Origin of the sequence: Clostridium thermosuccinogenes, from assembly GCF_002896855.1 — a bacterium.
GTDB lineage: Bacteria > Bacillota > Clostridia > Acetivibrionales > DSM-5807 > Pseudoclostridium > Pseudoclostridium thermosuccinogenes.
The window spans coordinates 3,907,711-3,919,368 of record NZ_CP021850.1 but is presented as its reverse complement, the minus strand read 5'-3'; the positions used below and the strand labels follow the sequence as shown (position 1 = coordinate 3,919,368).

10 protein-coding genes are annotated in these 11,658 nt (G+C 45.2%); all 10 read left to right on the top strand.

Going from position 1 to position 11,658, the window contains the following annotated elements:
* Positions 1-258 precede the first annotated feature (258 nt).
* The 10 genes from CDO33_RS17140 (at position 259) to CDO33_RS17095 (ending at position 11,527) form a co-directional block, all read left to right on the top strand.
* The gene (locus tag CDO33_RS17140; RefSeq protein ID WP_161496403.1) at positions 259-1,008 is read left to right on the top strand and encodes an alpha/beta hydrolase; all 750 of its coding nucleotides are present in this window, start codon (positions 259-261) and stop codon (positions 1,006-1,008) included.
* A 1,117-nt stretch (positions 1,009-2,125) separates the two neighbouring features.
* Positions 2,126-2,560: a DUF4418 family protein gene (locus tag CDO33_RS17135; protein ID WP_103079874.1), complete on the top strand. Its 435-nt coding sequence runs from the start codon at positions 2,126-2,128 to the stop codon at positions 2,558-2,560.
* Positions 2,535-3,743, top strand: a complete 1,209-nt coding sequence (locus CDO33_RS17130) for an ABC transporter permease (protein ID WP_103079856.1) — start codon at positions 2,535-2,537, stop codon at positions 3,741-3,743. Before CDO33_RS17135 ends, CDO33_RS17130 begins: the two co-directional genes overlap by 26 nt.
* A 1-nt stretch (position 3,744) precedes the next feature.
* Complete coding sequence (locus CDO33_RS17125; protein ID WP_103079855.1) at positions 3,745-4,440, top strand: ABC transporter ATP-binding protein; 696 nt, start codon at positions 3,745-3,747, stop codon at positions 4,438-4,440.
* Positions 4,441-4,484: 44 nt separating this feature from the next.
* A complete protein-coding gene (locus CDO33_RS17120; RefSeq protein WP_103079854.1) occupies positions 4,485-5,360 on the top strand; it encodes a radical SAM protein in 876 nt (291 codons plus the stop codon).
* Positions 5,361-5,513: 153 nt separating this feature from the next.
* Positions 5,514-6,455 carry a cysteine synthase A gene (cysK, locus tag CDO33_RS17115; protein ID WP_103079853.1) on the top strand — a complete coding sequence of 314 codons (942 nt, stop codon included), beginning with the start codon at positions 5,514-5,516 and terminating at the stop codon, positions 6,453-6,455.
* A 349-nt stretch (positions 6,456-6,804) separates the two neighbouring features.
* Positions 6,805-8,145 carry a nitrogenase component 1 gene (locus tag CDO33_RS17110; RefSeq protein WP_103079852.1) on the top strand — a complete coding sequence of 447 codons (1,341 nt, stop codon included), beginning with the start codon at positions 6,805-6,807 and terminating at the stop codon, positions 8,143-8,145.
* Between the two features lie 11 nt (positions 8,146-8,156).
* Entirely contained in the window at positions 8,157-9,683 is a 1,527-nt protein-coding gene (locus CDO33_RS17105) for a nitrogenase component 1 (protein WP_103079851.1), read from the top strand.
* Positions 9,684-9,701: 18 nt separating this feature from the next.
* Complete coding sequence (locus CDO33_RS17100; RefSeq protein ID WP_202849462.1) at positions 9,702-10,742, top strand: ABC transporter permease; 1,041 nt, start codon at positions 9,702-9,704, stop codon at positions 10,740-10,742.
* The gene (locus tag CDO33_RS17095) at positions 10,736-11,527 is read left to right on the top strand and encodes an ABC transporter ATP-binding protein (RefSeq protein WP_103079850.1); all 792 of its coding nucleotides are present in this window, start codon (positions 10,736-10,738) and stop codon (positions 11,525-11,527) included. Before CDO33_RS17100 ends, CDO33_RS17095 begins: the two co-directional genes overlap by 7 nt.
* Positions 11,528-11,658 lie beyond the last annotated feature (131 nt).

Genomic DNA, 11,658 nt, shown 5'->3' with positions numbered 1-11,658 from the left:
ATGTGATTGAAAATGTAAACTATAAATTTACTGCCATTGATCACAGGAACATATAAATGCTTTTTTTTGAGAAAATCAGACCTTGTTGTTATGACGCCGGGAGGTCTGCTGGCATAAATTTGCCATAAAAATAACGATGAATATAATATGGCGGATTTGCATCTTTAAATATATATTGGTACAATTTGAATGAACGTATTATTAGATTGCGCTTATGGACGTACTTATTACAATATTCAAGCTAAGGAGAGAAAGAGCATGAAGATCATAAAAGACATTTCTTATGACTGCTTTGAAGCATGCAAGCTTGATCTATATTTGCCGGAAAGCAATGAATTTCCCATTATGGTGTTTTTTCACGGTGGTGGCCTGGAAGGCGGGGACAAACTATCTGATGTTGATGTGTATGAAAGTCTTGTTAAAAGCGGTATTGCGGTTGCAACGGCAGATTATAGAATGTATCCTGATGCAAAGTATCCGGAGTTTATTGAGGACGCCGCTTCGGCTGTTAAATGGGTGCTCCACCATATTAAAGAATATGGAAACTGCAAAGAAATTTATGTCGCCGGTTCATCAGCAGGTGCATACCTTTCCATGATGCTCTGTTTTGATAAAAAGTACCTGGGCAAGCATGGAATTGATCCTAACGAAATATCGGGTTATATCTTTGATGCAGCGCAGCCTACAACCCATTTCAATGTACTCAGAGAGCGCGGCTTGGATACCCGCAGGGTTATTATCGATGATGCGGCTCCGATTTATCATATTGGTGAAAATTCAATTGAACCACCGCTGATGGTTTTAGTTGCCGACCATGACTTGCCAAACCGCCTGGAGCAGACATATCTGTTTTGCTCCACATTAAAGAATTTTGGATATGATGAGAAGAAGCTTACCTTTAAGCTGATGAAGGGCTATAACCACGTAGAATACACACATGCTACCGACAGCAATGGAAACAATATCTTTGCTGAAATGATAAAGGATTTTATCAAGGGTAGAAAATAAAGGATTTTTGATTCAATAGTTTGTGAGATAAAACAGTAAAATTATTAACAGGCTTATTTTTGGAAATCGGTTGATAATTTATCAATTATTCGAAAAAAGAAGTGATATTAACCCTTACCAGCAGTGAAACCGCTGACATAATTATGGATGATATAAAGCAAAATACTGAATTCAAATCTGAGGTCCATATTATATGTTTCACTTTGCCGGTAAAGAAAACTCTTGGTCTCAGCCAAAGCCTTGCCCAGGCTTCGGACGCGAATGGATGATATTCATGGAGGATATCGGTATATTATTGTGTTTATTCTGCTTTCCTTAAAACCTTATGGCTGCTTATGGTCGTTGGAAGCGGGAAAGAGAGCTAAAATTGCTTAATGGCAAAGGGGTATTTAAGTCCAAGGAAATTTATACAATATCTTAATCATTGCCAATGGGTAAGAGTTTAAGGTGTTCTGAAACATTCGCAGGATCTCGAAGGAGTGTTTTCGGAATGCTTTTTTTTATTGGATTTATAAATTGGCGGTTTCATATAAAAATCAATATTCTTGAACGCGAAAAATAAGTTGTAAAATATTTTCAAAAAACCTTTGACAATATGGATTAAATAGAATATAATGGTAACATACTAAACATATATTATTAGTATGAATTCAGTCTTGAAGGAGGGGGAACTATGTGTTACAAGTGTACGTTAAATGCTCACACAGTAGAAATGTGCTGTTGTCACAATTGTGCATGTTGTAGCTTGCGGTTCCGGTCTCCAAACTGCGTCTATAAACTATATGGCCTTATAATCTAAGGGATAGGAGAAAGGCTAAGATGTAAAAGCGTTTGGTTGTCGGTTCGTGAGATCTCGATATCCAAGCGCTTTTTATTTTAGATTTGTAGAAGAATTATCCATATGTCATACTGCACTTGAAAGAATCAGCAGTTATCTTAAGATATCATCGCAGATAACGCCGGACCAGTGAGGTCAATGGGACTTTTTTCAAATCTTTGCTTATATGAGCAGGACAGCTTGGATAAACAGCATTACTATATGCATTACTATATTTCAACTCTAGCCGATCGGCTTAGACACATTTTTCTAAAAATCATTAAAAGAGGGGTTATCAAAATGGGAAACAGAATACTATCATGTGTTATCTTTATCGTGTTGGGTGCATTGTTGGCAATTGGGCCGTATACGATTTTTCCGGTTTGCCAGGATGGGATGATGGTCATGAGATGCCAGAACACAGCAAAAGCAGAGCGCGCCGTTGGAACATTGACTGCAGTAATCGGTGTATCGGTGGCGTTGTTCAAAGATCGTAAACTTAGAATAGGGATTAGCATTGCCGGAGGAGCTTTAGGCCTTCTCGCTTTACTGCTCCCAAACGTCTTAATCGGTGTTTGCGGCAGTAAACACATGACCTGCCGAGCACTGGCACTTCCTGCCATTAGTGTTGTCAGCATCCTTATTATAGTCTTTGCAGGCTTGAATGCGCTGTATCTCTGGAAAGCTGTAAACAGTGAGGTAATGTCGAATGGCACAAGCGTTAAGCATGAGTAAGCTTTCCTATATGAATCTAAAACGGAAGCCTTTTCGTACTGTTGCGCTGGTGCTGGTGGTGGTAGCGCTTTCCTTTGTACTTTTTAGCGGAATGGTATTATCTGTAAGCTTGAAAAACGGCCTCAACAATGTAAAAGCACGCTTTGGAGCGGATTTGATTGTGGTGCCGACGGGGTATGAAGGTGCCCAGGAGTCCATCCTTTTGACCGGAGAGCCATCCTGCTTCTATTTTAAAAAGTCAGTTTTAGACAGGATTAAAGATGCCGAAGGAATATCAAAACTGACTGCGCAGTTTTATCTCACCACCTTAGGTGAGGCGTGCTGCGACCTTCCTGTACAGATTATCGGCTTTGACCCGGCTACAGATTTTTCTATTCAGCCATGGATACGAGAAACCATCGGCGGGAAGATAGAAGATGGTGCATTGATAGTTGGCAGCGATATTCATATTGGAGATCATTATTCCGTTAAATTTTACGGCAAAGAATATCCCGTGGCCGCAAAGCTCGATGAAACCGGGACAGGACTTGATCAATCGGTATTTGCCACAACAGAAACCATCAAAGATTTGTTCACCCGTGCAAAAGAAAAAGGTATGAATTTTTTATCCGATGCAAACCCGGATGCATCGATTTCGTCGATCTTGATCAAGGTGGAAGACGGCTATGCGATAGAGCAGGTTATATCCAATATTCTTAAGACAGTAGAAGGCATACAGATTATAAGAACCCAGAACATAATTGCTGGAATCACAAAAAGCCTTGGCAGTTTAGATATGTTTTTGCACATGTTTTCCGCTGCCTTTTTGGTCTTAACCCTTGTTATATTGACGCTGGTGTTTTCTGTTACGGCTAACGAACGCAAAAAGGAATTTGCCACCCTGCGTATTCTTGGCGCAACTCGTAAAAAACTCGCCGGAATACTGCTCCGCGAATCCCTGTATATCAGTGTGACGGGCGGAATCATCGGCATAGCGCTGTCTGTCCTATTCATATTCACCTTCAATGTTTTTATTGAAAACACCTTGAAGCTTCCCTATATACAGCCGTCCGTACCTTTGATTGTTGTGATTCTGGCGGGCACATTGACTTTATCGATTGCAATCGGTCCGATTGCTTTAGCAAAATCTGCCGCAAAAATCAGCCGTGCCGAAACCTATATCACATTAAGGGAGGGTGAGTAGGATGCTTCTTGAAGTTAAGGGCCTGGATAGGAAATACAGGCAGAGCAATAAACCTTTCTACGCGGTTAGAGATGTTAATCTACAAATGAACGAGGGAGATCATTTTACCATTGTCGGTCGCTCTGGGAGCGGAAAGAGCACTTTGTTGAACCTGATCGCCGGATTGCTGACCCCCACGGCCGGAGAGATACGCATTGATGGTAAAAACATGCTCTCACTCAATGATAACGAAGCCTCGCTGCTCCGAAATTCCACAATCGGTTATATTCCCCAGGAGCAAAGTATGCTTTCCTGCCTCACTGTGCTGGATAATGTCCGCATTCCGTATTTTCTATGGCGCCGAGAAGGCGATGCCACTGAAAGAGCCTTACAGCTACTGGAAGGGTTAGGCATAGCCCACTTAGCGAACGCTTATCCACATCATTTGTCGGGTGGAGAGCTACGGCGAGTTTCCATAGCCCGCGCCCTTATCAATAACCCAAAGCTCCTGTTGGCCGATGAACCTACAAATGACCTTGACATAAAAACGACAGATCACATCATGAGACTATTTACTGAAATCGCAAAAAGCGGCACAGCGGTGTTGCTGGTCACCCACGACTTGGATGCAATCGGTTATGGAAACGGCGTTTATAGAATGGATGACGGGAAGTTAAGCCAACAAAGCATACCTGGCATATATGCAAGTGACATTTAATGGGGTGTGATTTGCTGTTGGGACTGAAAGAAAGGAGGAATATCATGGTAGCAACCTTTGAAAGCTTGCAAAAAAATCATCCCTGTTTTGCAGTGGGGGCAAAGAACAATAAAGGACGTATTCATCTACCGGTATCCCCTGGCTGTAATATCGCTTGCAATTTCTGCCAGCGCAGTATCAATGACGTTGATAACCATCCTGGCGTGGCAAGGGAAATCATATCTCCGGAGGAAGCCGTTGAAGTTATTCGAAAAGCAATCGCTTTGTATGCAGACATTACCGTTGCAGGCGTAGCAGGGCCGGGAGATGCGCTGGCCACACCGCATGCTCTGAAAACCTTCCGCCTTATAAAAAAAGAATTCCCTGATATTATTACGTGCATGAGCACTAATGGACTTTTGCTTTTGGACTATGCCGATGAGATTGCCGATGTGGGAATTGACAGCCTGACCGTCACCGTCAATGCGATTGACCCGGAGATACAGGCACAGATATGCAAGAGTATAGTTTATCACGGCAAACTCTATGAGGGGTATGAAGCAGCGGAAATCCTCATCAAAAACCAGCTGGCGGGCATTGAGAAGGTATCTCGAGCAGGCACTAACGTAAAGGTCAACACTGTGCTGATTCCAGAGATCAATGCCGACCACGTGCCGGTAGTGGCTAAAACCGTTGCGGCGCACGGAGCTTGCTTATTTAATATCATACCACTCATTCCGCAACATAACCTAAGCTGGTGCAGTGCACCCGGATGCGACTTGATCAGCAAGACACGAGCGGAAGCTGAGACCTATATCAATGTGTTCCGTCACTGTCAGCGATGCCGCGCAGATGCGGCAGGAATACCCGGGGGTAAAGATATATCCCGAGAGTTATACGCTCGTCCTGTAAGATTGGAAACCACTTTTTCTCATGGCTGACAACGCTGACCTATAACGGCATATCTGAGATTTGATTATCTGGATTTTATTGTTAAGTATTGACATTTTTTGGGCTGTAGAATATAATACATTTTAATTAAAACATAGTAAACATATATGAATAATAATAATTTATAAATGGAGGTAAAATTAATGGCTGGTATATTACACAAGCTTACGGAGCTCATCGGAAACACTCCGCTTTTGGAATTGACGGATTATAACAGGGAACAAGGCTTAAGGGGACGCCTTGTAGCAAAGCTTGAATATTTCAATCCGCTGGGGAGCGTAAAGGACAGGATTGCTCTGGCGATGATAAACGATGCTGAAAAGCGCGGAATAATCAATAAGGATACGGTCATCATCGAACCCACCAGCGGCAATACCGGTATAGGGCTTGCCTTTGTGGCAGCTTCGAAAGGATACCGGTTGATCCTCACGATGCCGGATACGATGAGCATCGAGCGTAGAAATCTTTTAAAGGCTCTGAATGCCGAGCTGGTGCTCACTCCGGGAAAAGATGGCATGAAGGGAGCCATTCGCAAAGCTGAAGAGCTTTCAGCACAGATAAAGAATTCTTTTATGCCGCAGCAGTTCAATAACCCTGCAAACCCTCAAATCCACAGAGAAACCACTGCAGAAGAGATCTGGCGGGACACCAACGGCGAGATAGCCGCCTTTGTTGCGGGTGTCGGCACCGGCGGCACCATAACCGGCGTAGGGGAAGTGCTCAAAGAAAAAAATCCTGATATCAAAATCATTGCAGTAGAACCTTACGATTCTGCTGTCCTTTCCGGTTCAGCGCCGGGACCGCATAAAATCCAGGGCATTGGCGCGGGATTTATTCCCTCCGTCCTCAATACCGACATTATAGATGAAATCTACAAGGTAAGAACAGAGGAAGCGTATGAAACGGCACAGGTGCTATCCAGGACCGAGGGACTGCTTGTCGGAATTTCTTCCGGGGCTGCAGCTTTTGCGGGAACCCAGATAGCCAAGCGTCCGGAATTTGAAGGAAAAATCGTAGTGGTACTGCTTCCCGATACCGGAGAGCGTTACCTTTCCACTCCTTTGTTCGATAGTCCTGAAAGATGATTATATGGCTTGGATCATGAAATATACAAACCTGCAAGCTCCAGACGAGATTCAATTTATTGTACTTTAACCCAGGACTTATGCTGCAAATGTCAAAAAGACACTTTAATGATTAAAAAGAGAAGTTCAAAAGAGGTTTGCGAAGGAAATACTTTTGGGCAAAGCCGCCTTTCTTATTAAAGTATCCCATATCTGCGCTCATATTTGATTAAGTCAAAAAATTATACTCCCCGGGAGGTCTCGATCAGGTTGTCCTGCAACATATGGCGCAGATTCTGCAAAAACAGCCTTAATCAATCGAATAACAGACATCTTTACATAAAGTTGAACATAGATGGAGGAGATGAACATGAGTAAATTTGTTGACAGACCACGGTATACTTGCGCCCTTGGGGGAGCTCTTGCCACGTTACGGGCCATACCGCGCACCATACCTATCATTCACGCTTCAGCCGGCTGCGGACACAATCTGCAAAACGCCATCAATCCCGGTGCCGGATATTTGGGTGGTGGCTACTGCGGTGGGCTTTCTTTGCCCAGCAGCAATGTTGCGGAAAGAGATATCGTATTTGGAGGAGAGGCCAGGCTTCGGGAGCAGATAGGGAGCACTCTTGAAATTATGGACGGAGATCTCTTTCTGGTGTTGACCGGCTGTATGGTTGAAATGATAGGCGACGACCTGGATGCAGTAGTATCCGAATTTAAAGATAGCGAATATCCGGTTATAGCTGTGCATACACCGAGCTTTCGGGGCAACTCGTACACCGGATATGAGTTGGTTTTTGATGCACTGATCCGGAAATATATAAAGAGGGAACCGGAAAAAACACCGGGTATGGTAAATGTACTCGGAATTGTGCCGGCACAGGACGTTTTCTGGAAAGGGAACCTAAAGGAAATCAAGAGGCTGCTCAAAAAATTAGGTCTTCAAGTCAATACATTTTTTGGAGAAGGGGAGACTCTTGAAGATATCAGGAACTCAGCAAAGGCTTCACTGAATATTGTTGTTTCTGATGTGTACGGCATTGAAGCCGCAAAAAAATTCGAGACCGTGCACGGCATTCCTTATATAAATACCGTTTTTCCTATCGGCGCCGATGCAACTGCAGAATTCCTGCATGAGGTATCCAAGGCGCTGAACATCGACGTATCTCTGACCGACGCCGTTATTGAGGAGGAGAGAAGAGTTTATTACGACTATCTGGAACGGCTCGCCGATTCATACAACGACATAGGCCTGCAGCGCTATGTGATGGTGGTGGGCGATTCCAATTACGCACCGGCGGTTACCCGTTTTCTGGCTGATGAGCTCGGATGGCTTCCGGAGCTTGCCGTGATAACGGACTGTTTGGATGAAGCCCAGAAGCAGTCCCTTGCGCGGCGCTTTGAAAATTATGAGTCCGGGCTGTCGCCTTCCGTGAGGTTTGATACCGATACTTCATCGGTGAAAAAGTACATTTCCGAAATATGGCCTTGGAACCGCAATGAACGTTACTACAATGCACTGAATCCCACCGTGATTGTCGGCAGCGTGTATGAGCGTGATCTTGCGGCAGAGTTCGGATTCCCTCTTCTAACGGTTTCCTATCCGGTAACAAACCGTGTGGTGCTCAACAGAGCATATGCCGGTATAAACGGCGCATTAAGCATGGTGGAAGATTTGCTCAGTATCCTCGTGGCAGGAAGATAGGAGGTTATAGAATGAATTATTTGAACGCTAAATCAGCGCCCGCGCGTGAAGACAGGCTGAAAGCAAATATCGCCTTTGGCGGTACCTGCGCGGATATAAAAAACCGTATAAAGGAAGGATGCTTTTCGGGAAAAGGCTGCCTGAATCTAGCCGACAGGAGGTTTACCCAGACACAGGGCTGCCAGTTCACCTTAAGCCTGGCAATATTGAATACGCTGAGAAACGCAGTGATTATCATGCATGCACCGATAGGATGCGGCGCTTGCAGTATCAACAATGTAGGAGTAAATCAAACCCTCAAGCGTTTGCGCGATCCTTTGGCTGAGGGTGTTATATGGCTCTCAACCAACCTTGATGAGGCCGATGTCATAACCGGCGGAGAGCGCAAGCTTCGGGAAGCCGTCCTCTTTGCCGACCGTGAGTTCCGGCCGGAGACCATCATCGTGGCAAACGGATGCGTTCCGGCTTTGATCGGCGACGACATCGACAGCATCCTTGCCGACCTGGATGCACAGACTGCTGCCAGCATTGTGCCCATCCACTGTGAAGGTTTTAAGACAAAGGTGATGGCGACGGCATATGACGCAGTATATCACGGTATCCTGAAAAAATATGTAAAAAAGCCCGACAGGCGGGAGTATATTGCCGAGCCGGATATTGAGAAAATCAAGGAGCAGTATCGCATCAGCCGCAATGTAAACGTGCTGAATGTCGGTTCGATGAGCCGGCAGGATGAGTTGGAGCTTCAAAGGCTTCTTAACGCCATCGGCCTCAATGTAACCTTTATTCCTTGCTATGCAGAGCCTGAAGATTTTGAGTACTCCTTGGAGAGTTCGCTCAATGTGAGCATCTGCGGCACCCATGACGATTATTTTGTCGAGCATTTGAAAGAAAAATATAACATTCCTTTTCTGGTGGATACCATACCCATCGGAAGAAAAAACACCGACCGCTGGATACTAAAGATTGCTGAACATTTTGGCTTTGAGGAGGAAGCAAGACGGCTTATCGAGTTGGAGAACAAGCTGCTGGACGAAAGCCTGGAGCCTTTTCGCAGAACCCTTTCAGGCAAAAGTGCATTCCTTGCGGGGGGTGAGGTCCGGATCATCGCCACCGCTGAAATTTTGCAGGATCTTGGAATGAAAGTGATTGGCTTTAAGGCTCACCACTTTGACCAGTTTATCGAGCCTATCTTTGATGCTCTTGAAAATATAGATGATGTACTCATCGATGTCGCTACCAACCAGCCGTTTGAACAGTCAAACCTTTTGAACCGATTGAAGCCGGATGTGCTGATTGCCCATGTGGGCGGAAACAACATAGCTGCGAAGCACGGTATTCCAATACTGCCGCTCTTCGGGCCAAGCTACAATTATATGGGCTATTCGGGCGTTTATGAAGTGGCAAGGCGTCTGAATATGGTTGTAAGGAACTATCAATTTAACAAAAAGCTTTCTCAATATACCAGACTTCCCTTTAAGAAGGAATGGTATCAAAAGGATCCGTTTACCTATATAAAAAATCCGGATGCAGTGTAATATGGAGGAGGTGTTACTGTGCAAAATGTTGATAGGATATATGAGATAACAGAGCAATCAAATAAGCCGGTTGAGCACTCGGATAAGCATATGGAGAGAAGGAGCCAAGCAGCATTTGACTTTAGAACCCTGGTTCCGTCCATAAGTGCTGTTTGCGCTCTGCTGGCCCATCTGCTTATCCCGAATAGCCCTAAATATACACTGAAGCCGTTTCCTTATTTCACAATAGTGCTTACCGCTATTCTTGCGGTTACACTGGGCATCGCAGTGTTGTCGCTGCGGGTAAAGAAGGTGCGGGAGAAATATGCCCACAAGGCGTGGTTTATCGCAGCATTCCTGCTGTTATTGAACCTGTTGAACATCGCGACACTCAAGCTGATGCTGCTGCAGCCCATTTACTTTCCCAGCCCCGACCGCATATTAAAAGTTTTTGTAGACGATGGGCTGTTCATGCTGAAATGCCTGGGATATTCCCTGAGACTCCTGGCGACGGGCTATGCTATCGGTGCCCTGGCAGGCATGACGACCGGTATACTGGTGGGCTGGAGCAAAAAATGGAGCTATTGGGTAAATCCTCTGATAAAAATCATAGGTCCAATTCCGTCAACGGCGTGGGTTCCCATAGCCCTCGTAACCTTTCCCACCTCCTTTGCCGCAAGCGCTTTCTTAATCTCCCTTGCCGTATGGTTCCCGACAACGGTTCTGACAAGCTCCGGCATATCGAATGTTAAGAACTCATATTTTGAAGTTTCCAGCACATTGGGGGCAAAAGTGAGGCATAAAATCTTCAAAGTTGCGCTGCCTGCAGCGATGCCCAGCATTTTCATAGGCATATTCAACGGAACGAGTGCGTCATTCATCACCCTGATGACGGCCGAAATGATGGGTGTGAAGTTCGGAATAGGCTGGTATATCAACTGGCAAAAGGATATGCTCTCCTACCCCAACGTCTATGCGGGACTTATAGTAATAGCCTTGACCTTTTCCCTGATTGTCACCCTTTTGTTTAAAGTGCGTGACCGGGTACTGGGTTGGCAGAAGGGGGTCATCAAATGGTAGAACATGCAACAGGCCACATCCGGGCTGAAAATTTGAGAAAGGAATTCATCCGGCCGGATGGTGAGACCGTCGTCGCCCTGAACAATGTAAACGTAGAAATAAAGGCGGGAGAATTCGTCTCGCTGATCGGTCCTTCCGGCTGCGGAAAATCCACATTTCTAAGGCTGTTGGCAGGGCTTATCGCACCGGATGAGGGTTCATTTTTCATCGACGGCGTTCCCATCACAGGTGCTGGCTATGAAAGGGGACTCGTGTTCCAGGACCCGACTCTTTTCCCTTGGTTGACCGTGTATGACAACATAGCTTTTGGATTAAAGATCCGCAACATTTATCATGAGAAGAAAAAGGAAGTGCATGATTTCATACGCCTTGTCGGCCTGGAAGGCTTTGAAAAGGCCTATCCGCACCAGCTTTCTGGTGGAATGGCACAGAGGGCGGCTTTGGCCAGGGCATTGGTGAACCATCCCAAGGTCCTCCTGCTCGATGAACCTTTCGGAGCTCTTGACGCCTTTACCCGTATGAATATGCAGGACGAGTTGATCAAGATATGGCAGGAACGCGGGACAACCACGGTAATGGTGACCCATGACGTGGATGAAGCGATTTACTTAAGCGATAGGATCTTTGTAATGTCACCTCGGCCGGCAAGGATCGAGAGCATCATCACGGTGGGGATAGGACGCCCGCGGGCAAGGGATCTGCCCGATTTCCTGCAGCTGCGCGCCAGGATACTTAAAATTCTGGACTACGCAGGAAAACACGAAGAAATTCAATATTACCTGTGACATTGTACTGATTTGCAGCTAAAGGACTTTTATTGATTTGGATATGAATTTGCTATGGGTTTAAGCGGGATTTAAGATGTTTTGCCGCTGATTTCAATAAAAACTCATATATGTTGATTCCATAAAGCCCA

What these genes read in the sequence shown, in the direction of transcription:
- CDO33_RS17140 (WP_161496403.1), top strand. Translation starts at nt 259, where the DNA reads ATGAAGATCATAAAAGACATTTCTTATGACTGCTTTGAAGCATGCAAG.
- CDO33_RS17135 (WP_103079874.1), top strand. Translation starts at nt 2,126, where the DNA reads ATGGGAAACAGAATACTATCATGTGTTATCTTTATCGTGTTGGGTGCA.
- CDO33_RS17130 (WP_103079856.1), top strand. Translation starts at nt 2,535, where the DNA reads ATGGCACAAGCGTTAAGCATGAGTAAGCTTTCCTATATGAATCTAAAA.
- CDO33_RS17125 (WP_103079855.1), top strand. Translation starts at nt 3,745, where the DNA reads ATGCTTCTTGAAGTTAAGGGCCTGGATAGGAAATACAGGCAGAGCAAT.
- CDO33_RS17120 (WP_103079854.1), top strand. Translation starts at nt 4,485, where the DNA reads ATGGTAGCAACCTTTGAAAGCTTGCAAAAAAATCATCCCTGTTTTGCA.
- cysK (WP_103079853.1), top strand. Translation starts at nt 5,514, where the DNA reads ATGGCTGGTATATTACACAAGCTTACGGAGCTCATCGGAAACACTCCG.
- CDO33_RS17110 (WP_103079852.1), top strand. Translation starts at nt 6,805, where the DNA reads ATGAGTAAATTTGTTGACAGACCACGGTATACTTGCGCCCTTGGGGGA.
- CDO33_RS17105 (WP_103079851.1), top strand. Translation starts at nt 8,157, where the DNA reads ATGAATTATTTGAACGCTAAATCAGCGCCCGCGCGTGAAGACAGGCTG.
- CDO33_RS17095 (WP_103079850.1), top strand. Translation starts at nt 10,736, where the DNA reads ATGGTAGAACATGCAACAGGCCACATCCGGGCTGAAAATTTGAGAAAG.